17 protein-coding genes and 1 pseudogene are annotated in these 22384 nt (G+C 67.6%); 7 read left to right on the forward strand and 11 right to left on the reverse strand.

Annotation, left to right across the window (positions count from 1 at the left end; all coding sequences use genetic code 11):
• Positions 1-7 precede the first annotated feature (7 nt).
• The 3 genes and pseudogenes from ABLE94_RS08795 to ABLE94_RS08805 all read right to left on the reverse strand — a co-directional run bounded on the left by ABLE94_RS08795 (position 8) and on the right by ABLE94_RS08805 (position 3612).
• Positions 8-504, reverse strand: a pseudogene (locus ABLE94_RS08795) (carboxymuconolactone decarboxylase family protein).
• Entirely contained in the window at positions 501-1268 is a 768-nt protein-coding gene (locus ABLE94_RS08800; protein WP_348808590.1) for an SDR family oxidoreductase, read from the reverse strand. The pseudogene ABLE94_RS08795 and the gene ABLE94_RS08800 overlap by 4 nt, the downstream one beginning before the upstream one ends.
• A gap of 187 nt (positions 1269-1455) precedes the next feature.
• Entirely contained in the window at positions 1456-3612 is a 2157-nt protein-coding gene (locus ABLE94_RS08805; protein WP_348808591.1) for an HNH endonuclease signature motif containing protein, read from the reverse strand.
• 386 nt (positions 3613-3998) lie between these two features.
• Between ABLE94_RS08805 and pdxR the strand changes: the two genes are divergently transcribed.
• Positions 3999-5492, forward strand: a complete 1494-nt coding sequence (gene pdxR / locus ABLE94_RS08810; protein ID WP_348802718.1) for a MocR-like pyridoxine biosynthesis transcription factor PdxR — start codon at positions 3999-4001, stop codon at positions 5490-5492.
• A 57-nt stretch (positions 5493-5549) separates the two neighbouring features.
• On the opposite strand, the gene ABLE94_RS08815 is transcribed toward pdxR, so the two are convergent.
• Together ABLE94_RS08815 and ABLE94_RS08820 are read right to left on the reverse strand one after the other, a co-directional pair.
• Entirely contained in the window at positions 5550-6362 is an 813-nt protein-coding gene (locus ABLE94_RS08815; RefSeq protein ID WP_348808592.1) for an isoprenyl transferase, read from the reverse strand.
• Positions 6363-6403: 41 nt separating this feature from the next.
• Positions 6404-7480, reverse strand: coding sequence for an ABC-2 transporter permease (locus ABLE94_RS08820; protein WP_348808593.1), 1077 nt, complete (start codon positions 7478-7480; stop codon positions 6404-6406).
• 65 nt (positions 7481-7545) lie between these two features.
• Here ABLE94_RS08820 and ABLE94_RS08825 point away from each other — a divergent pair, with 65 nt between their 5' ends.
• The 3 genes from ABLE94_RS08825 (at position 7546) to ABLE94_RS08835 (ending at position 10473) form a co-directional block, all read left to right on the forward strand.
• Positions 7546-7995 carry a MarR family winged helix-turn-helix transcriptional regulator gene (locus ABLE94_RS08825; RefSeq protein WP_348808594.1) on the forward strand — a complete coding sequence of 150 codons (450 nt, stop codon included), beginning with the start codon at positions 7546-7548 and terminating at the stop codon, positions 7993-7995.
• An 85-nt stretch (positions 7996-8080) separates the two neighbouring features.
• A complete protein-coding gene (trhA, locus tag ABLE94_RS08830; protein WP_348808624.1) occupies positions 8081-8746 on the forward strand; it encodes a PAQR family membrane homeostasis protein TrhA in 666 nt (221 codons plus the stop codon).
• Positions 8747-8856: 110 nt separating this feature from the next.
• Positions 8857-10473: an alkaline phosphatase D family protein gene (locus ABLE94_RS08835; RefSeq protein WP_348808595.1), complete on the forward strand. Its 1617-nt coding sequence runs from the start codon at positions 8857-8859 to the stop codon at positions 10471-10473.
• Between the two features lie 36 nt (positions 10474-10509).
• On the opposite strand, the gene ABLE94_RS08840 is transcribed toward ABLE94_RS08835, so the two are convergent.
• The 5 genes from ABLE94_RS08840 to ABLE94_RS08860 form a co-directional block, all read right to left on the reverse strand.
• Positions 10510-11586: a 3-deoxy-7-phosphoheptulonate synthase gene (locus ABLE94_RS08840; RefSeq protein ID WP_348808596.1), complete on the reverse strand. Its 1077-nt coding sequence runs from the start codon at positions 11584-11586 to the stop codon at positions 10510-10512.
• 291 nt (positions 11587-11877) lie between these two features.
• Positions 11878-14469, reverse strand: a complete 2592-nt coding sequence (locus ABLE94_RS08845; RefSeq protein WP_348808597.1) for a PEP/pyruvate-binding domain-containing protein — start codon at positions 14467-14469, stop codon at positions 11878-11880.
• Positions 14466-15440, reverse strand: a complete 975-nt coding sequence (locus ABLE94_RS08850; RefSeq protein WP_348802725.1) for a DUF7064 domain-containing protein — start codon at positions 15438-15440, stop codon at positions 14466-14468. The genes ABLE94_RS08845 and ABLE94_RS08850 overlap by 4 nt, the downstream gene beginning before the upstream one ends.
• 58 nt (positions 15441-15498) lie before the next feature.
• Positions 15499-16128, reverse strand: a complete 630-nt coding sequence (locus ABLE94_RS08855) for a TetR/AcrR family transcriptional regulator (RefSeq protein ID WP_348802726.1) — start codon at positions 16126-16128, stop codon at positions 15499-15501.
• A gap of 71 nt (positions 16129-16199) precedes the next feature.
• A complete protein-coding gene (locus ABLE94_RS08860) occupies positions 16200-16646 on the reverse strand; it encodes an Lrp/AsnC family transcriptional regulator (protein WP_348802727.1) in 447 nt (148 codons plus the stop codon).
• Positions 16647-16743: 97 nt separating this feature from the next.
• Here ABLE94_RS08860 and rocD point away from each other — a divergent pair, with 97 nt between their 5' ends.
• From rocD to ABLE94_RS08875, 3 genes are all read left to right on the forward strand, one after another.
• On the forward strand, positions 16744-18819 hold the full coding sequence (gene rocD, locus ABLE94_RS08865; protein ID WP_348802729.1) for an ornithine--oxo-acid transaminase: 2076 nt from the start codon (positions 16744-16746) through the stop codon (positions 18817-18819).
• Between the two features lie 64 nt (positions 18820-18883).
• A complete protein-coding gene (locus tag ABLE94_RS08870) occupies positions 18884-19504 on the forward strand; it encodes a histidine phosphatase family protein (RefSeq protein WP_348802730.1) in 621 nt (206 codons plus the stop codon).
• Positions 19504-20328, forward strand: coding sequence for a patatin-like phospholipase family protein (locus ABLE94_RS08875; protein WP_348802731.1), 825 nt, complete (start codon positions 19504-19506; stop codon positions 20326-20328). The genes ABLE94_RS08870 and ABLE94_RS08875 overlap by 1 nt, the downstream gene beginning before the upstream one ends.
• A 39-nt stretch (positions 20329-20367) precedes the next feature.
• On the opposite strand, the gene ABLE94_RS08880 is transcribed toward ABLE94_RS08875, so the two are convergent.
• On the reverse strand, positions 20368-22374 hold the full coding sequence (locus ABLE94_RS08880; RefSeq protein WP_348802732.1) for a thioredoxin domain-containing protein: 2007 nt from the start codon (positions 22372-22374) through the stop codon (positions 20368-20370).
• Positions 22375-22384 lie beyond the last annotated feature (10 nt).

The raw sequence follows: 22384 nt of genomic DNA on the forward strand, positions 1-22384 counted from the left end.
CGCGGCCTCACGTGCGCCGCTCGTCCAGACCCGCGGGGTAGCCACCGGTCAGCGCGATGCGATTCCAGGTGTTGATCATCGTGATCGACGCCAGCACACGACCGAAGTCGGCGTCGTCGAATTCGGTTCGTACACGGGTGAATACGTCGTCGGGGACCCCCGCTCGCCCACCTTCGTCACATTTTCGGTGAGTTCGAGGGCTGCGCGTTCGCGAGCGGTGAAGTGGTCGCCCGCTTCTCGCCAGACCGAGACCAACGACACCTTCAGATTCGCGATGCCCATGGCGAGCGCGTCGGAGACGTGCATGTGCAGGCAGTAGGCGCACCCGTTGCACTGGGATGCCCGGATCTTGATGAGCTCCACCAGTTCTGGATCGAGACCACGTCCGACGGCCCGTTGCAGCGCGACGAGTGCCTTGTAGATGTCCGGGTTCTCTTCGGGTAGCCAGTACCGGACACCGTCGGGTGCGGTCGTCGTCGGCGGGGTCGTCGTCGGTGGGGTCATCGGCGGGCCCCGTCGGTGGTCTGATGCTTCAGCCAGTCACCGAAGGTCGTCGACGCCCTCTCGACGTCGCCGTGCGGCAGCAGTCCACCGCTGCGCATCGCGGACCCGCCGATGTTGACCCCTATCACCCACCGTGGGCTACCTTCTTGCCGCGCATAAGCTTTGGCAACGTCGACCATATCCATCTCGGCCGGCCCGGCCACCTCGACGTCGCCGGCGGTGGGGGCCGTGGCGGCGTCGGCGAGGACCCGTGCGGCGTCCGCGGCCGCCAGCGGGCGGCTGAGCATGTGAGGAACGACGGCGACCGGCCCGAACCGGGTGCGTTCGATCATCTGTCCCGCCAGTTCGTACCACTGGGCCGATCGCACCACGGTCAGTGTCGCGGCGTCGAGGCGCTCGCGATACACCTTCTCCTGCTCACCTTTTCCCTGGTAGTAGCCGAACTTGGCGTTCACCTCGGGGTCGGCGGCGTTGATGATGGACAGACAGACCACGCGCGACACCCCGGCAGAACGTGCGGCCGCCGACACGTTGGCGGCGACTGTGCCGAAGAAGTCGACGGCGACCTTGGCTCGGGTGGTGGTGACGTTGGTCGCGTCCACCACGGCGTCGGCGCCCGCGAAGGCACTCTGGAGCCCGCTTCCGGAGTAGGCATCAACACCTGATGACCGTTGCGCCGCAACGGTATCGACTCCCTTCGCAGCGAGTTCCCTGACGAGATGACGTCCGATCATCCCGCTCGCCCCCAACACCACAACCTTCATCACTGCCTCCTTGTGTCATCCTCCGCCACGGTGGCGCAGTTCGACGGTACCGACCGATTGCATCGCAAATGCGGTGCAATCCGGGTGTAGATATCTGTGCCAATTGTGCAGCGGTGCCAATGCGCAACGGAACGTGCAGCGGTACCGACTACGGCCCGACGACCGTGTCGCCCTCCCTGCCCTGCGATCACCTGGGGTAGGTGATGAGGATCTGTCCGGTGTGGATGTTGGTCCAGGTGATGGACCGGTCGAGGTGCATGACGCCACGCCAATGCCCGACGTGCTTGCGGTGATGGTCCGGTTTACACAGGGGCGCAAGGTTTTCCACCACGGTCCAGCCACCCTCGGCGGGGTTGGCATGGAAGAACGCGACCAGGTGATCGAGTTCGCAGAGGTGTGCGGGCATCCCGCAGAACGGGTACCGGCACCACAGGTCGGTGGACAAGACCTCATCACGTATCCGCTGCGACGGGGCATAGGTCAACGCCCCCGGCGGCGGCGAGGTGTAGCCACCATGACCGGTCGGGTCCACCGGCGGCGCTTGCGCCCGATCGACCACCTTCTGTAAGCGTTGCAGGGCCGGGCGGGCGTGATCGGGCACCCAGATCACCCGGGCATGGGCTGCGACATGTTCGGCCTGGACCGGATCGATCGCGCCGTACCCGTGCAACCGGTCCGGGATCTGCCCACTCGCGTCACGCACCAGCAGAAACGCCGGTGGTTGCGCCGGGGTGACCGGCACGACCTGCCCCGATACCGGCGGGGCCGGCACGATCGGGGACGTCACCGCCATCACCGGCACCGGAGAGGTGTCGACCGGCACCACAGCCGTCGACGCGCCTGCGGCGTCCATGCCGCCGGTCTCGTCGGCGCTGTCGTCGTTGCCGTCGCCGTTGGTGTCATTGTGGCCGTTGACATTACGATCGTCATCGGGGTCCCACTGCAGGTCGTGATGAGCGTGCGGGTCATCGGGTTCGGGCGCGGTGTCCTCGTCGGGCAGGTACTCCTCGGCATCATCATGTCTCGGAGCGAGCACCTCGTCGGGACCGGACACCGTGAACGACGCCTCGCCGAACACCACCACCTCGGTCGAGGACTCGGACGTGACAGGCTCGGACTCCGACGGCGCGGACTCGAACGGGCCAGATTCAGACGAGATCGGCGGGGAATCCTGGACCGGCTCGGATGCCGGGGTCGGCGAGGACTCGGACGGCGTGGACTTGCCCGCAGCGCGGCCCGCAGCCGCCTTGGCCTCGTGCCGTCGCTGCCGACGAGCGGCCGGAGCAGGGCAATTATCCAACCCGCACTGACACCCCAACCGCACCCCCGGCGCGCCGAGCAACTCACCGAACGCCACCGTCCGCAACAACCCCACCCACCGCGGATCATGCCGACACACCCGCCGCGCAATCAACTTCGCCATCCGCTCCCGCAGATAAATCCCATCCTGCGCCAGCACACACGCAGCAATCGTGGCGTGACCATCGATATCATTCCGGACGATCACATCCGCCCAGTCCTGCTCGAACTCCTCCCGCGACCGCGTCGCCCGATCCGCGTCATCAGCGATCAACGCGTCATCCAGATCATCACGCAACACCGAATCAGCGGTATCCCGCGCACCCAACTCCAACGCAATATCCTCAAACGACGGCCGCTCGGCGTCAGTCTCATCGGCATCGGGATCGGCGTCGGGATCGGCGTCATCTCCGTCGACGCCACGACCCTCGGCATCCACCTCCGCGTCACGATCGGCATCACCGCCGTCGACACGATCAGCCTCGCCGGCATCACCGTCGGCGGCGTCGTCGTTGGTCTGACCCTGCGCACCATCGGAATCCGGTTGCGGCACACCATCACCATCACACGTGCTGCCGTCACCGCCGGTGCCGTCCTCACCACCAGCACTGTCCCCACCTCCGGTGCTCGGCTCGGGCTTGGCGTTCATCGCCGCACGCTCAGCCGCCTGCACCAGAATCCTCACCCGATGCGTCGAATACTGCCCCTCCAAGAACGCCACCCGGATCTTCGGGAAATCCAGCAACAGATCCTCGAGATTCATCCACTGCCGCGCCCTGGACCGCGTGATCCCCAACGCCAACGACACATCCCCCACCGCCGCCTTCACCGCCCGATCCCGCACCACCATCTGCCGCAACCCCGGCAACCCGGCAAGGGCCTCCTCATAGGAACGCCGACCGATCTCCCCGGCCAACAACACCACTCGCGCTTCCTCACGACGCGACCGCATCAACGCCAACCGCGCCTGCTCCCCACACTCGGCCAACGACATCGACCGCACCCGCGCGAGATCGGCATCGACGTCATAGGTGAACACCGACACCACCCCCTCCCACGCAGTCAGCAGAACCGGATAACCATTCGCTCACAGTCGAATCCGATCCCGGAGATCACGCCGCCGGAACCATCTCCAACCCTCTGACCCCCACGCTATACCCGACCACCGACAAAACGGATCAAGCGGCATCCGCACCAGATCAGGCTGTGCACAACCCGGTCGGCCAGATTGCCGCGCCGAGAACTCCTCCCCCACTGACAGATTCGTCCCCCAGCAATTCCCACGGACGATCACGAACCCCGGGGACGAACCATTCTTCCCTCAGGTTTCGCCCGTCCCACGTGGTTCTCGTTGTTCGACAACACCCCTCACCGGCGGACTATCGTCGATCCGGGTACCGTCGGAGTGCATCAGAATCGAGGGTCAATTCGGTGACAGATCAACAGGCCATTCGCGGGCCCGATCCGTGGGACGAGCTGGCGGCACGGCTGGGCACCGATCTGTTCCTGGACCTGCAGCCGGATCCGTCCACGACGGCACGCGGTCGAGGCGCCCAGTTGCGGCGCCGACTCGCCGATGCGCTGCGCGATGCCATCGCCGACGGCCGACTCCCGGCCGGCACGACGTTGCCTCCGTATCGGTCGCTGGCCGCCGACGTCGGCCTGTCGCGCGGCACGGTGACCGCGGTGTACAACGAACTCGTCGCCGAGGGGCGCCTGATCGCACGACAGGGATCGGGGACCACAGTGGCTGCCGGGGCCGCCCGTTCGGTGGAAAGCCCCGGAAGCCACGTTCCATCGGCTACCGCCAGTGTCAGACACGACTTCTCACTGGGTCAGCCCAACGCGTCGTTGTTTCCGCGAGCCGAATGGGTGGCCGCGACCCGCCGTGCGCTCGCCGAGGCACCCGATGCAGTGTTCGGGCCGTCACCACCGAACGGCAGCGAACGCCTACGAACCGAACTCGCGCACTATCTGTCCCGGGCCCGCGGGGTCCGCACCACGCCGGACCGCATCGTGCTGACCACCTCGGTGATGAGTGCGCTCGAGCTTCTCGGACGCACCGTCCTCGGCCGACGCATCGCGGTCGAAGGTTACGGACTACCGTTCCACCGCGACGTCATTGCGCGTCAAGGGGTTTCGATCGAGCCCATCCCTGTGGATCATCACGGCGCCGTCGTCGAGGATCTCGTCGACCGGGATGTCTCCGCCGTTCTTCTCACACCGAGCCACCAGTTTCCCCTGGGCGTTGCGCTGGAACCCGACCGCCGCCGCCAGGTGATCGAGTGGGCACGCCGCAGCGATGCACTGATCATCGAGGACGACTACGACGGCGAGCTCCGTTACGACCGCGAACCCGTCGGCGCCCTGCAGGGGCTCGCGCCGGAACAGGTGATCTACGTCGGCTCGGTCAGTAAGAGCCTGTCCCCCGCGGTGCGGATCGGATGGATCGTCTTGCCGCCTCGCCTGGTGGACACGGTCATGTGGGCCAAGGGAATTCGCGAACCCGATGCGAGCGTCGTCGATCAGCTGGTGTTGGCCGACATGATCGCCACGGGGGCTTACGACAAGCACATCCGACGCAGCAGGCAATTCTATCGTCGCCGCCGTGACACGCTGATCACCCGTTTGGCCGAACAAGGCATCACCGTCGGCGGAATTCCGGCGGGCCTGCACGCCGTCGTCGGAATGGGTCACGACGCCGAGAGCCGGGTGCTGAACGCCGGGTGGGACCGCGGTTTCTCGCTCGTGGGCCTCGACTCGCTCCGCCATCCCGATGCACCGGCGGTCATCGACCGGGACGGCAACCCCGGGGGTGGCATCCTCGTCGGATTCGGTACCCCGGCCGCATCGACATTCGACACCGACGTCAACGCACTGACCGAACTCATCACGAATGGCAGCCCGCCCGGCCCGCTCGAGTGAAACGACATCACCTGGCGTCACGCCTCTGCGTGACCTCAATTCCGACCGGAGCCAAACTCACTTCCCGAACCGACGACTCCTCGCCGCGTAATCACGAAGTGCGCGAAGGAAATCCACCCGCCGAAACTCCGGCCAGTACGCGTCGGTAAACCAGATCTCCGAATACGCGCTCTGCCACAACAGAAAACCGGACAACCGCTGCTCCCCCGAGGTCCGGATCACCAGATCCGGATCGGGCTGCCCCTTCGTATAGAGATTGCGATCGATCCCCTCGACAGTGACCGCGCCGATCATCTCCTGCGGGGTGGCACCGGCATCGGCGGCATCGGTCAACAACGCCCGCACCGCGTCGACGATCTCCTGACGCCCGCCGTACCCGACCGCCACATTCACGTTCATCCCGGTACGTCCCTGCGTCCGCTCCGACGCCGCACGCAGCCGATCGGCCACCGCCCCGGGCAACTGATCGAGTGTCCCGACGATGCGAACGCGCCAGTCGCCGGCCGGGACGTCATCGTCGGCGCCGTCACCGACGGGCCCGGAGATCTCGTCGACGATGTCGGGCACGATCTCCATCAACGCGTCGAGTTCCTCGGATTCGCGTTGCAGGTTCTCCGTCGACAGCAGGTAGATGGTGACGGTCTCGATGTCGAGTTCCGAACACCAGCCCAGCATGTCGGCGATGCGCCGGGCCCCGACCCGGTGACCGTGACTGACATCCTCGAATCCGGCCTCACGCGCCCAGCGCCGATTGCCGTCGCAGATGATCGCGACGTGATGCGGCAGCCGGGTCGTGTCCATGAGTTGGACCAGCCGTCGCTCGTAGACGCTGAGCATCGGTCCGCGCAGACGATCGGGAAGCAGTTTCATCGCGACCAGATTAGCGCCCGACGCTGACACCGCCGCCACGCTCAGGCAACTACGTCCTCGGCGAGTTCCTCCTCGGCGGCCGGCGACAGTGCGGCACGCTCGTGCCGACCGGCCGGACCCCCGGGTGCGGCGACCTCCGGATGCCGACGACGACGCTCCACAGCCGCGGCCACGCCGACCAGCGCCACCGCCGCGATCAGCCAGCCGATGATCTTGGCGACCTCACCGCCGACGCCGACCTGTGGGAAATAGGCGAGGTCACGCGCCGATTCCTGGAAGCCGGCACCGATCCAGAAGTCGTGCAGCACTCCGAAGAACCGGGGCTGCAACTGCGGCGGGAACACACCGCCCGAACTGGTGAAGTTCAGGCCGACGAAGATCGTCACCATCGCCAGCGTCGTGAAACGCCCGATCAGCGGATGCAGCCCGACCGCGAAGAGCATGGTGGCCAGGGCATACGGAATCGCCAACCCGAACATCTCCCACTCGGCACCGGGCAGGGCGTCGAATCCCCACACCGCGATCGCTGAGATCACCGCCGCCACCAGCACCGACGCCGCGACGGCGATCCCCGCCCGGACCCGGATGTCGCGGCCGCCCGCGGCCACCGCGATCGCGATACCCGTGCCGTACGACCCGACCGTCAGCGCGACCAGGAAGAAGAAGATGCTCTGCCCGGACGGATCACGGGTGGCATCGACGGGCACCACGTCGACGATCCGAAGCGGCTGGTCACGGGCGATGGTGATGGCGGAGAAGATGCGTTCGACGGTGACGGCCGTCGGGTCACCGGCCGCCGTCGACACCATCAGCTGCGCGGTCGGCCGATCGGGAACGAACGCGGCAACGATCTCGCGCCGTTCGATCGCGTCACGGGCGGCATCTTCATCGTCGACGGTGCGGACCGCCACCTTGTCACCGAGATCCTGCTGCAACTGTTGTGCCGTCACCGCGGTCTGCACACCCGACCCGACGACATCGATGCGAAGGCCCTGCGGATCGGGCTTGTGGAATCCACCGAGATAGCACAGGGCCATGACGATGCCGATCACGAACGGCACCGCCACATGCGACGCGATCGTCTTGATCGGCAGCGGTGGCGTGGGCGCAGCAGACATGTCACTCTCCTCCAGAAGTCAGCTGAGTTGCATTATGCAACTATAACGAGTTGTAGAATACAACCATGGATGCCGAGTCGCAATCGACGACCGCCGAGCAGGTCGCCCACGAACTGGTGACCCTGTCCCGGCGCCTCCGGAACGGGGCTCGGGAAATCTACGGCGATGCCGGGTTGACCTTCGTGGAGTACTCGCTGCTGAGCCTGGTCGCCGACAACCCCGGCATCAGCGCCTCCGACCTCGCGCGTGCCGCCCATATCGACAAGTCCACGGCGAGTAGACAACTGGGCGAACTGCGACGCCGCGAACTGCTCACCCGCAGCGACACTCACGAGTCGCCGCGCACTCAGGCGCTGGAGATCACCGACTCCGCGCGCGCAGTCCTCGATCAGATCCGGCACCGCAGCGGCGTCGAGATCGCCTCCCGATTGACCGACTGGCCGACGCAGGACATCGAGCAGTTCGCCGCGCTGCTGCGCAGGTACAACGGTTCCGAACCACTCCCACCACGGTGACCACGCGCACCGGACGGCGTGCGGGTGATCGACAGATCATCCCGTCCACCCGCTAAGTTACGGTACCGTAGGTTTCGTGACCTCGATGCTGCCGCCACATCTCGCCGACCGACCACGGTTACGCGGCGTCATCCACCAGTACTCGGCCTACGTCGCCGCGATCTGCGGTGTCGCCGTGATCATCGGTGCGGCCTTTCTGCGCGGTACCGCCGCGGCGCTGGCCTGCGCCGTCTACGCGCTCACCGTGTTCGGTGTCTTCGCGGTCTCGGCGAGCTATCACCGCATCCCGTGGAAGACCCCGCGTGCGCAGATCCGGATGAAACGCGCCGACCACTCGATGATCTTCCTGTTCATCGCCGGCACCTACACCCCGTTCTGCGCGGTCGGCCTGCCGTCCCCGGCCCGATGGTGGGTCCTCGGGATCGTCTGGGCCGGGGCACTGAGCGGTGTCGTCCTCAAACTCGCCTGGCCGGCCGCTCCCCGATGGCTCGGGGTGTCGCTCTACGTGCTGCTCGGCTGGGTGATCGTCGCCGTCGCCCCGACCCTGGTGGCCCACACGAGCATCACCGTCATCGTCCTGCTCGCCCTGGGTGGCGTCTTCTACACCGTCGGCGGCATCCTCTACGCCGCCCGCTGGCCCAATCCGTGGCCGACACATTTCGGACACCACGAGGTCTTCCACGCCTGCACCGCCGTCGCCGCGCTGCTGCACTACATCGCGGTGTGGCTGGTCCTGGCCTACGCGATCTGACGGCCAGCCTGACAGCCACTCTCACACCGCCACGCGTCTTCACCTCGTCCGCACCCCGCGGTTGACGGTGGGCCGATTCGGCGTCATCCGGCACTGGTCGGCTGAGCCGCATGCCCGGTGCACAACTCTCGACCCTGCGCGTGGGACCCGACAAGGTGGTCCGCGGCGGCCTCACCCGTCGCCGATTCCTCACCTGGACTGGTGTCGCCGCCGGACTCGCCACCGCGCCGACCCTTTTCGCCACCGACGCGGCGTCGGCGCCCGCACCACGATCCGGCGGGAATCCGTTCACCCTCGGTGTGGCCTCCGGCGATCCCCTCCCCGACGGCATCGTGCTGTGGACCCGCCTCGCCGTCGATCCCCTGGCCCGCGCCGGTGGCATGGGCGCGGCGTCACATCGGGTCGACTGGGAACTCGCCGCCGACGAGGGCATGCGGCTCGTGCTGCGACGCGGCACGACGACGGCCACCGCGCGCGGCGGTCACAGTGTGCACGTGGACGTCCGCGGACTCGCGCCCGCGACCGACTACTTCTACCGATTCCGGGCGCTTGGTGAGACGTCACGGGTCGGACGCACCCGCACCGCACCGGCCGCGGGATCACCGGTGGGGCAACTGACCGTCGCGATGGCCTCGTGCCAGTCCTGGGCCGACGGCTTCTACAACGCCTTCGCCGACATGGCACGCACCGCACCCGACGTCATCGCCCATCTCGGCGACTACATCTACGAGAAGCCCATCCCACCGGACGGCGGTGCCCGCGCGACGACGGCCATGCCGGCCTCCGCGCATCGGGAGTGTGCGACCCTCGACGACTACCGCGACCGGTACGCGCTCTACAAACTCGACGCCGATCTGCAACGCGCGCACGCCACCAGCCCGTTCATCACGATCTTCGACGACCACGAGGTGGACAACAACTGGGCCGCCGACATCCCCGAGGACGATCAGCCGATACCGCAGTTCGTGACCCGTCACGCACAGGCGATCCGAGCCTGGTGGGAGAACACCCCCACCCGGGTCTCCGCGCCCGGTAACGGTTTTCGCGCCTACCGCCGATTCGTCTTCGGTGACCTCGCCACCGTCAGTGTGCTCGACACCCGGACCCACCGCAGTGATCAGGTCAACGGCGACAACGACACCGGCCAGAACGCCGCCACCGCCGACACACGTCGCACCATCACCGGGGTGGCACAGGAACGCTGGATTCTCGACGGGCTATCCGCGAGCCGGACCCGCTGGAATGTGCTCGCCCATCAGACACCCATCGCCGATCTGGCCCACGACGACAACGGAATTCGCGCCGTCAGCATGGATGGGTGGAGCGGATACGAGGCGTCGCGCGACCGAATCCTCGACGGCGCCCGCCACCGCAGGGTGGGAAACCTCGTGTCCATCGTCGGCGACATCCACCGGAATATCGTGTCGGAGTTGCGATCCACCTACACCCGCCCGTCCCCCACCGTCGGGGTCGAACTCGCCGGCACCTCGATCGCCTCGGGCGGTGACGGGCAGGACAGCGACGATCAGGACCGCGCACTCAAGGCCGGGTCACCGCTCATCCACTTCGGCAGCTCCCAACGCGGGTATGTGCTGCACCGGATCACCCACACACAGTGGCAGGCCGAATTCCGCGTCACCGATTCGATCGGCGATCCGGGCGCCCCGCTGCATCGTCGCGCGCTCGTCACCATCCCCGACGGCCGACCCGACATCGACGTGATCTGAGGTAGGGTCAGCCAATCAGCCTGGGCACCAGGATGATCAGGCCTGCGCCAACTCCGCCAGCACCGCGGCGCTGACCTCCCAGTCCATGCACTTGTCCGTGACCGACTTGCCGTACACCAGCGGCGTGGCGTCGGGCGACTGCGCGCCCGCCTCGATGAAGCTCTCCAGCATCACACCGCTGATCTGCGACTCCTGGCCTGCCGCGCGCCGCGCGCGGACCGACGCCGCGATCTCGCGGGCGACCTCGGCCTGACGGACGTGGTCCTTACCCGAATTGGCATGGCTCGCATCGATCATCACGCGCGCCGGCAGACCGGCCTTCGCCAGCGCGGCGACCGCAGCGGTGACCGAGTCGTCGTCGAAGTTCGGCCCGTGGGTGCCGCCGCGCAGGATGATGTGGCAGTCGGCGTTACCCGCCGACTCCACCAGCGCGCCGTGCCCGAAGTCGTCGACGCCGAAGAAGACATGCTGTGCGGCAGCCGCTTTCACACCGTCGATGGCCACCTGCACGTTGCCGTCGGTGCCGTTCTTGAACCCGATCGGCATCGACAGACCCGACGCCAACTGCCGGTGCACCTGCGATTCGGTGGTGCGGGCACCGATGGCCCCCCACGCGACAGCATCCGCGATGTACTGGGGGCTGGTCGGTTCGAGGAACTCACATCCCACCGGCAGACCGAGGTCGATGATGTCGAGCAGCAACGACCGCGCGGTCCGCAGGCCCCGCTCGACGTCGTAGGTCTCGTCCATCCCGGGATCGTTGATCAGGCCCTTCCAGCCGACCGTGGTGCGCGGCTTCTCGAAGTAGACCCGCATGACGATCTTGAGCTTCTCGGCGTAACGCTGCGCGAGCGGTGCGAGCCGTCGGGCGTAATCGAGCGCGGCGATCGGATCATGCACCGAACACGGCCCCACGACGACGAGCAGCCGGTCGTCGGTGCCGGCGAGGATTGCGGCGATCTCATCACGATCACGCTGCACGGCCAGCGCTCGACGCGCGGTCAACGGCAGTTCGGTGCGGATGCTGTCGGGCGACGGAATCGCCCGGAACGCTTTGATCCTGCGGTCCGAGGTGGATTCGGCAGCGATCGTCGATGCCGATGTTCGGGGCATATCTCCGAGGGTGGTCACGTGGGTGCCTTTCGCGGTGGGGGCCTGTCGTGGATCTCGGGCCCGCCCACCTCGTTCTCGCCGGAAAGCCCTTGACATGACAAGAGCAGCGACCTGATGGTCACTGCTCGGGGCTCCGGGTTGAGGTTGTGCGACGCGTCAGCGCTTCATCGCAGGCTCACCCGGAGCCTCGATAAAGAAACGCCAATAGGCGCGCACGGTGCTGATCACGTCAGCGAGGCTACCACGGCCTCGCCCGGGTGCCCAAAGACACCCGGGCGGGGGCCCACCGCATCAGACGACCGCGGACGCCTCCCGCCCACCGTCGGGCACACCCGCGACGACATCGGTGATCGGGTCCTCGACGACGGTGACGACACCACGTCCACCGTCGACCTCGACCACGGTCTCCGCGGCGAATCTCGACACCGCGTGCGGGATGCCGGTGACGGTGGGAATCCCGTACTCGCGCGCCAGGATCGCCCCGTGGCTCAACACGCCACCGGTCTCGGTGATGAGCCCTCCGAGGAGCGGGAAGACCGCCGTCCACCCCGGATCGATGTTCTTGGCGACCAGGATGTCACCGGCCCGGACGTCGGCGAGCTCGGTGATGTCGGTGACCGCGCGGGTCGGTCCGGTGGCCACACCACGCGCGGCCGCCACACCCACCAATCCGTCGGTGTCGTCGTCGGTGGGCGCGTCTCCCTCGGCGATCTCCCCCTCGGTCTCGACATCGTCGAACAGGTAGGTGGCCGGCAGCCGATTGCGATAGGTGAGGTAGTTCTGCCGTCGACTCTCGAGTTGCTCGGGATCGATCGGCACACCCACGCCCTCCCACTGCGACACCGCACCCCACCATTCGGTGTCGGTCAGCAGGAACACGTCGTCGACGTCGGCGATCACGCCGGCCTCGACGAGATCGTGCGCCCGTGCCAGGATCAACGACCGGGCATGTGCGAGAAGGTAATCCAGCAGATAGCGCTGATTTTCGCGATAGACGGTGAACTCCTGCGTCCACCGGATCGCCCACTCCAGGATGCCCGTGCGGATCCGTCCCAGCGGTCCACGCCCGGCGCGACCCAGCACCGTCGACAACGCCTCGGCACGCAGGGCCGCGGCCCGCGATTCGCCGACGTCGGGATCGGCCGCCCCACCGAGAACCTGGGCGCGCACGAACCCGAAGATCACCTCCGGCTGATCCCGCCACCGGGGCGCGGCCACATCACGGCTGTCCGCACGGTGCCCGTGCCGGACGAGGAAGTCGTCGAAACGTGTCCAGAACGAGTGGTCGTCGGTGTCGCGGCGCAGTGCCCAGAAGTCCTCGGCGGTGCCCAGTTGCGCGGCGAACTCGCTGTCGCGCAACGCCGTCCGGGCCAGTTGGTAGATCTCCCGGTTGATCTGTGCGGTGCGGGTGCCGGGCAGACCGCTGATCAGGTCGGTGTAGAGCCGACCGTCGTTGTCGCCCACCCATGCCGCCAGCAGTTGCGGCAACAGCCGGTGCAGCATCGTGTTGTGCATCCCCATGCCCCACCGCAGCAACCGGAAATGCTCGACGCCCATCGACTCGAGTTCATCGTATTGCCGACGCCACTCCGCCGAGTCCAGGGTCCGATAGTCCTGGGTGAGCAGCGGCCCGACGACGCCTTCGACGCGCTCACCGTGATGGCGCATCCCGGCGAGGTTGGCGTGCTGGCCCGCACGGTCACGATCCCGGCGGAACGAACGCGCGATCTCCAGTGTCAGCCGCGGACTCCAGTCCGCGGATTCTATGTGGCGCAACCACATCGGCGTGAACCAGGCCGAGAAGACATCCTCGCGCATCCCTTTCGGCAACGAACGGGCCATGCCGACGGCGTAGTCTCCGTCCATGTACATGTAGCCGTTGAACAGGATGAACGGTTCCCGCGCCGCGAGGTCGGCCCGCTTCTGCAGACGCGGCAGTTCGACGAAGAGCGGAATGTCCATCCACGAGTTGATCACCGCGGCCGACAGCGGCAGCGAGTACTCGGATTTGTACTCATCGCCCCAGCGGCGCGAGAAGACCGTGACCGGATCGGCGCTCGGAAGTGCGGTCATCGGGCGATCCTGCAGCACGTAGACCTCGCCGTCGCAGATCGCCCATTCGATGTCGCGGGCTTGGCCGATCCGCGTGCCCACGGTACGCGAGATCGCATACAGCGCAGCGATTCCCGCCTCGTCGAGAGCGGGCTCGGTGCGCCGGGACTGCGCCACCGGGCGGGTCCGCAGACCATCGGAGTACACCGTCTCGACCTCCTTGCAGGCGATCCGCCGGTGCCGGACACTGCCATCGGATCGCTGCAGAACGATGTGGTCGGGGTCGACGATGCCGGAGACGACGGACTCGCCCAATCCCCACGCCGCGTCGATGACGATCTCGTCGGCGAACGGCCGGTGCGGATTGGCGGTGAGCATGACTCCGGCGGCGTCGGGCATCAGCATCCGCTGCAGGACGAGGGCGATGCCGCCGCCGGCGTCGATGTCACGCTCGCCGCGGTAGACCTCGGCGCGGTCCGCGGCGTGCGCATCCCAGCAGCGGCGGACCGCGGCGGCGAGTTCCTCGGGTGAGCCGACGCCGAGCACGGTGTCGTACACCCCCGCGAACGAGGCACCGTCGAGATCCTCGGCGACCGCCGATGAGCGCACCGCCCAACGGGATTCGGGCCCCGCCATCGCGATGTCGCGCCACCACCGGGTCAGCGCATCGAGACAGCGCCGGCGGGCCACCTCGTCGCGGGAATCGCTCGCCGGGATCACCCAGGCGTCCGGGACGGGCAGCCCGGCGCGCAGCAGCCGGACCAATCCCAGGGTCTTGCCGCCGACGTCGTCGATACGCCAGTGCGATTCGGCGGTGACGCGGGCGATCATCGAATCCGGCCCATGATCGAACGGGCCAGGACCGGGGCGAGGTCGGGCAGCCGGCGCAGCGCGGCTCCGGTTCCGGCGTGCCATGCGTGCTCGAGCACGCCGGCGCCGGTGCGGGTGACGCCGTCGATCTGCATCTCGAATCGGGCGTGGGTTTCCTGCAGGAACAAACCCTTCTTCACCAGCGGGACCTGGGCCAGCGCGGTGGCGTGGATGTGGTGGACGTCCCCGCGCTCGTCGCACAACCGGATGTCGGCGGCAGCGGGGACGTGCGGGGTCCGGCCCCACGTGTAGTCGACCGAGGCGTCGGTCACCGCGACGTTCTCGCCGTCCCGGAACAGGAAGCCCGACGGCCCGTCCTGACCGGGGACCAGCGACAGGGTGACGTTGAACGCCAGGTCCGGACCGAAGTGCCCGGTGAGCCACTCCCAACCGCGGATGGCGCCCCATTCGCGCACTCCCCAGGACTTGTCCCGCTGCCCGAACGCGTCGACCCGGTGTTCGCGGCCGTTGACGGTGATGTGTCCGGTCACCGCACCGAACTGCTCGAAGTGGTGCGCACCCGAGGGTGCGGCGTCGTTGGTGTCGGCACCGGCCGGCGAGTAATCGTGCGGTGGTCCGAGCGCGGTGAAGGAGAGATCGACGCGGGTGCGGCCGGCGAGGTCGATGTGCCAGCGGGTCAACGGTTCTCGCATCGTGTACCCCAACGCGCCGACGCGCACGCCGCGTCGTGCCGGGGTGGTGCGTTCGGCGTCGTCGACGCGTACCCCGATGGCGGGATAGACGTATTCCAGTCGACCGTCGCGCACGGTGATGAGCAGACCGTCGGCCTTGCCGTCGGCGGGATTGAAGCCGATCCGGGTCAGCCCGAACGACTCCCCGTCGAGATCGGCCCAGTTGAAGTAGAAGCTCTCCTGCCATGCGGCCTCACCCGTGGGCGTGTGGGCTTCCTCGTCGGACATCGTGATCGACACGACAGCACCTCCATAGAGTAGTTGAGATCACTCTATGAGTTGTTTGTCAGATGTCAATCTATTCGGCGCGATCCACGTCGATTTCTCGGGAACCCGGGACACGCAGACCGTCGAGGACGACGTCGACGGCCAATCGCGCGACGTCCTCGCTCGACAACGCCGCCGACCCGCGGATCTCCGGGGCCGCGCTGGCCAGTCCGCCGATCCCCCAGGTGGTGAGGAAGAAGTAGACGGCCTCCACGGCTCCCTCGCGGACCACACCCGCCTCCTGGAGTTCGAGCAGTAGCGCCGCCGTCAACTCGCGGGTCGGGGTGATGTAGCGCTCGAGCATGTAGTCGAACCGGGGGCCCGGCCGTGACGACTCCTCTTGGATGACGCGTGCGAGCCCGGGATGTGCCAGCGTCGCGGCGACGTACTTGTGCATCGCGTGCCGCAGCAGTTCCATGGTGTCGTCGGGAACCTCGTCGGGTTCCATCGTCATCAGCGAGAACAATTGGGCGAAGCCATGATCCACCGCCGCGTACCACGCGGCCTCCTTGGATTGGTAGCGACTGTGGATCAGATTGTGGCTGATCCCGAGGTGCCGGCAGATCCCGCGCACACTGGTGCCCTCGAATCCGAGATCGGCGAACGCGTCGAGCAGACTTTCAAGGAGTTCGGTCTCCCCGATGACCATGGGACGAGGCACCCGACCAGTATAGGGACGCCCCGTGCGTCGCCCGGCGGTCACAACGGCGCGCGACCGGGCCGAGGTACCGATCAGGGATGACCCCGGTCGATGAGGTGGCTGAGCACGATGATCGACTCGGTCCGGTCCACCCCACCGGCCTGCCGAATCCGTTCGAGCGCCTGCTCGAGGTGGTGGACGTCGCGGGCCATCAAGCGCAGGATCGCATCGGCCTGACCGGTGATGGTGGCGGCACTGACCACCTCCTGGATCGGTTCCCAGGACGCGGCGAGCACCTCGGGCGAGATGTTGCCCCGGCAGAACACCTGGACGTAGGCCTCGGTGGTCCATTGCATGGCCGCCGGGTCGATGACGGTGGTGAAGCCCTTGATCACCCCGTCATCGAGGAGCCGATCGACCCGCCGTTTGACCGCGGGCGCCGACAGTCCCACCTCGTCACCGATCTGCGCGTACGTCGCGCGGGCGTCGCGGGTGAGGCATGCCAGCACCTTCTCATCAAGATCATCGAGTCCGCGCAACGGATCGCCTTTCACGTACGGTTGAACAACGAATTGTTTCGTCAATGCGCAATGTACAGTGATTGATTGCATCCAGGGGCGCTTCTACCCTGGAATTATGACGCTGACGACGCCCTACTGCTCCGCGCCCTCGCTCCGGTCCGCGCGCACCCGGACCTACGCCATGACCCCGCCGGCCCACTACACGGTCAGCTATGCGATCAATCCGTGGATGGATCCGAGCATCCCGGTGAACACCGAACTCGCACTCGCCCAATGGAACACGCTTCGTGCCACCTATGAGTCGCTGGGTCACACCGTGCATCTGGTCGATCCGCAGCCGGGGCTGCCCGACATGGTCTACGCCGCCAACGGTGGTCTCGTCGTCGACGGCCGTGCCATCGCGGCCCGCTTCACCTTTCCCGAACGTGCCGCCGAGGCCGATCATTACGCCGCGTGGTTCCAGACGGCCGGCCTGACCGAGGTCCACCGCACCAGTGGTGTCCAGGAGGGCGAGGGCGACTTCCTCGTCGTCGGTGAACGCATCCTGGCCGGCACCGGTTTCCGCACCCATCCCGACACCCACGCCGAGATCGCCGCCCTCACCGGGCTGCCGGTGATCACCCTCGACCTCGTCGACCCGCGCTACTACCACCTCGACACCGCCCTCGGCGTGCTCGACGAGAACACCGTGGCCTACTACCCCGCCGCATTCTCCGAATCGTCGCGGCACCTGCTCGAGGAGCTGTTCCCCGACGCCATCATCGCCTCGGCCGCCGATGCCGAGGTCCTCGGCCTGAACCTGGTGTCCGACGGACATCACGTGGTGATGACCGACGCGGCACCACACCTGGCCGGATTGCTGCGCGACGCCGGATACGAACCGGTCCCCCTGGATCTGTCCGAGCTGCTCAAGGGCGGCGGCGGTGTGAAGTGTTGCACACTGGAGATGCGGCTCGCCGACACCGGTTCGTCGGCGGCCGGTACGGATGCGAGGGAGGCAACGATGCACTCTGCGACGGCAGAACCCCATGTGGCCCACAACTATTCACCGCTTCCGGTGACCGCGGCGACCGCCGAGGGCGCGTGGATCACCGACGTCGACGGACGCCGGTACCTCGACTGCCTGGGCGCGTACTCGGCGGTGAACTTCGGGCACCGCAATCCCGAGATCACCGCCGCCGCCATGGAACAGCTCGGTCGGGTGACGTTGACGAGCCGCGCGTTCCAGTCCGATCAGCTCGAGCCGTTCTGCGCGGCGCTGGCCACCCTCTGCGGCAAGGACATGGTGCTGCCGATGAACACCGGCGCCGAGGCCGTCGAGTCGGCGCTCAAGGTCGCCCGCAAGTGGGGCTACGACGTGAAGGGGGTGCCCGACGGGCAGGCCGAGATCATCGTCGCCGGCGGCAACTTCCACGGCCGCACCATCAGCATCGTCAGCTTCAGTGACGACGAGGATGCCCGCGGCGGATTCGGGCCCTTCACACCGGGTTTCGTGCGCGTGCCCTACGGCGACGCCACCGCGCTGGCCGACGCGATCACCGAGCGCACCGTCGCCGTGCTCGTCGAACCCATCCAGGGTGAGGCCGGCATCATCGTGCCGCCGGACGATTACCTGCCCACCGTGCGTCGACTCTGCACCGACAACGACGTGCTGATGATCGCCGACGAGATCCAGTCCGGCCTCGGCCGCACCGGCAAGACCTTCGCCTGCCAGCACTGGGATGTGGTGCCCGACGTCTACACCCTCGGCAAGGCCCTCGGGGGCGGCATCCTGCCGGTGTCGGCGGTGGTCGCCAACACCGATGTGCTCGGCGTGCTGCATCCCGGACAGCACGGCTCGACCTTCGGCGGCAATCCCCTGGCCGCCGCCGTCGGCCACACCGTCGTCCGCATGCTGGCCGAGGGCACCTGGCAGGCCCGCGCCGCCGACCTCGGCGAGTACATGCACACCCGGCTGCGCGAGTTCATCGGCAAGGGCGTGCACGCCGTGCGCGGCAAGGGACTGTGGGCGGGCGTCGACATCGACCCGGCGCTCGGCACCGGCAAGGAGATCTGCCTGCGACTGGCGGACCTCGGTGTCCTCGCCAAGGACACCCACGGCTCGACGATCCGTTTCGCGCCGCCGATCGTGATCACCCACGACGAGATCGACTGGATGATCGGGCGTTTCGCAGAAGCCCTGCAGGCCTGAGCCCGTAGATGGCCCGCTGCCGGGTTCCCGCCGCGACACGTGCGGTGCGACTACGCTGACGAGCGTGTCCACCGAACGTGTTCGTCGTCGAGTCCTGCTCATCCGTCATGGCCAGACCGAGTGGTCGTTGACCGACCGGCACACCGGCCGGACCGACATCAATCTCACGCCGCGGGGTGAGCAGGATGCGACGAGCCTGCGGGGAATCGCCGACCGCGTCGGCCTCGTCGAGCCGTACGTGATGGCGTCCCCGAGACGCCGTGCTCAGCGCACCGCGGAGTTGGCGGGCTTGACGGTCGACGAAACCAGCGAATTGTTCGCCGAATGGGATTACGGGCGATACGAGGGGCTGACCCGGATCCAGATCCACGCAGAACACGACCCGGAGTGGGCGATCTGGACGACGGGCGCGCCCGACGGCGAATCGGTGGAGCAGATGACCCGACGCGTCGACGCCGCCGTCGCACACGTCGAGGAGACGTGGGACTCACGTGACGTGATCATCGTCTCGCACGGCCACTTCTCCCGGTCGTTCATCTGCCGGTTCCTGCACTGGCCCATCGCCCAGGGCGCCAGCATCGACCTGCGTCCCGCCGGATCGGCGCTGCTCATCGACGCGGAGGGAGACCGTCGTCTGTCCGAACTGCTCCCGGCCGGACAGTGGGCATCCCCGACGGCGATCTGATGGCGCAATCGATCTCGCCGACCACCGTGGTCCTCGGCGGTGGCGGACTGGCCGGTATCGGCTGGCTCACCGGGGTTCTGGCCGCGCTGGAGGAAGACGGCGGCTTCCACCTCCGCGATGCCGACCGCGTCATCGGAACCTCGGCCGGTTCGGCAACCGCTGCGGCGATCCTGCAATCCGGCTCGGCCACCACACAATTCGACACCATGGTGCGCCGCTCACGCCGATCCGCCGAACTGACACCGACGGCCGATGTGGTCACCACATTGACCTCATTCGTCGAGATCTCCACCTCCACCGACTCCGACGACGGCAAGGTCGCCAGATTCGTCGAGTTGTCCCGATCGATGGCGGGCGTCGAACCAGGCGCACGCCGCGCCGCCATCGAGTCCCGTCTGACCGACGACACCTGGCCGAGTTCCTTGGCCGTCACCGCGATGCGCGCCGATGGCCGCCGCGTGGTGTTCACCGCCACCGATGAGGTGAACCTCGTCGACGCGATCACCGCGAGTTGTGCGGTACCCGGATTGTGGCCCGCGGTGACCATCGGCGACGCCACCTATGTCGACGGCGGCGTCCTGTCGATCACCAATGCGGATCTGGCGGAACCGAATTCGCGGACGCTGGTGCTCGCACCGGTACCGGAGGATCCGCAGACCGCCACACCGGCGGTGGCCGCGGTACTGAGGGCCGCCACCGTGATCACCCCGTCGCAGCGCACCGTCGTCGGATTCGGCACCGATCCGTTCGACCCCGAAGTTCGAGGCGTGGCAGCGGTTCTGGGATACGAGGACGGCCTGGATTCGCTCAGCCGGCTTGCGTGACCGCGGCCGTTCACACCGCGCGCATGAGACCCCGTCGATTCACGGGCGACGGAAGGACTCCACGGTCAGCTCGTCGAGGCCGGTGACCGGAAGATCGCACACCGTACCGCGGCACACGTAGGCGGCGTCGGCACCGCCGACGGTCCCGCGGTCGGCCAGCAACGGATTCGAATCGCGTTTTCCGGCAACGATTGTCGTACCGCCGGGAGCGACCGCACGAGCACGCGCGGCCAACTCCCCCGCACTCCCCTGCGCCTGCGAGACCGCGATCTGCAGCGGACCGGCCACGACGGCCTCCGCGACGGCCAGCCAGTGGCCGCCCGAGCGGGCCAGTTTGGCCAGCACCACCGCACCCCGGGCCAGGGTGGCGTCGAGAAGTTCGGTGTAGCGTGATGCCGCCTCGACCGGGGCGAGTGTCGAGGCGACGAGCAGCGCCTCCGCCATCAACGAGGTACCCGACGGTGTGGCACCATCGATCGGATCGCGTGGGCGGGCGATCAGGTCATCACCGGCCGCGTCGTAGAAACTGCCCGGTTCCGCCGGGTCGGCGAACGTGTCGATCGTGACCTCGAGAACCGCGAATGCGGTGTCGTACCATTGCTTCTCGCCGGCCACCTGGTACAGCGCGAGCAGCGCCGTGACCAGCGCGGCATGATCGTCCAGCGCGGCGATCGGAGCGCCGACCCGACCACCCAGCGACGAACGGTGCAGCACCCCGTCGACGATGTGGCCGTCGACCACCTCGCGTGCCACCTCGGCGGCCAGATCAACCCAATCGGGGCGGCCCAGTCCCGCGCCGGCCTCGACGAGCGCGGTGATCGCCATGGCATTCCAGCCGGTGACGACCTTGTCGTCACGCTCGGGTTGTGGCCGACCGGCGCGCACCTCCAGCAGCCGACGCCGGATCTCGGCGTAGCGTGGCGCGTCGTCGGGGTCCGCCCGCAGTTGCAGCGTCGACGTACCGTGCTCGAAGGTGCCCGCCGCGGTCACCCCGAAAAGGTCTGCGGCCCAATGCCCATCGGTCTCGCCGAGGACCTCGACCAACTGAGCGGGCGTCCACACGTATGTCGACCCCTCGGTCCCGTCGGCGTCGGCATCCAGCGCGGAGGCAAAGCCCCCGGGCACCCGCAGATCCCGCACCAGAAACTCGACGATCTCACCGGTCACCCGCAGCGAGAACGCATCACCATCGATGCGCGCGAGATGCGCATAGGCCCGCAGCAGCTGCACATTGTCGTAGAGCATCTTCTCGAAATGCGGTATCACCCAGTCGTTGTCGACGGCGTACCGGGCGAAGCCGCCACCGATTTGATCGTAGATGCCGCCGCGCGCCATCACCTCACATGTGCGACGCGCGGCGTCGGCGGCGTCGGGTACCCCGGTGCGTTCGCTGTGGCGGATCAGTCCCTCCAGCAGCGCCGACGGCGGGAACTTGGGTGCACCACCGAATCCGCCGGATTCGCGGTCCTCGTCGCCCAGGGCGCTGGTGACCGCGTGGGCCAGCAACCGGTCATCGACCGGGATTGCCGCCGCGGGCAGTGCGGATGCGTTGGCAGTCAGGTGATCACGGATCTTGGCCCCGACGTCTCGAACCTCCTCGCGACGTTCGGTCCAGGCCTGCGTGATCGCCGTGAGCAATTGACGAAACGACGGCATCCCCGATCGCGGTGTCGACGGGAAGTAGGTGCCGCAATAGAACGGCTCCCCCGAGGGCAACAGGAAACACGTCATCGGCCAGCCACCCTGGCCGGTCATCGCGACGGTGGCATTCATGTAGATCGCGTCGATGTCGGGACGTTCCTCCCGGTCCACCTTCACGCACACGAAGTCGGCGTTCATCTGCTCGGCGGTCGCGGCGTCCTCGAAGGATTCGTGCGCCATCACGTGACACCAGTGGCACGCGGCGTAACCCACCGACAGCAGCACCGGCACATCACGACGGCGCGCCTCGTCGAGCGCGGCGTCACCCCATTCGTGCCAGTGCACCGGGTTCTGCGCATGCTGGCGCAGATACGGACTCGTGGACGCGGCGAGGAGGTTGGCCATGACTCCAGCG

Source organism: Gordonia sp. VNK1 (genome assembly GCF_040049135.1).
GTDB classification, from domain to species: domain Bacteria; phylum Actinomycetota; class Actinomycetes; order Mycobacteriales; family Mycobacteriaceae; genus Gordonia; species Gordonia oleivorans.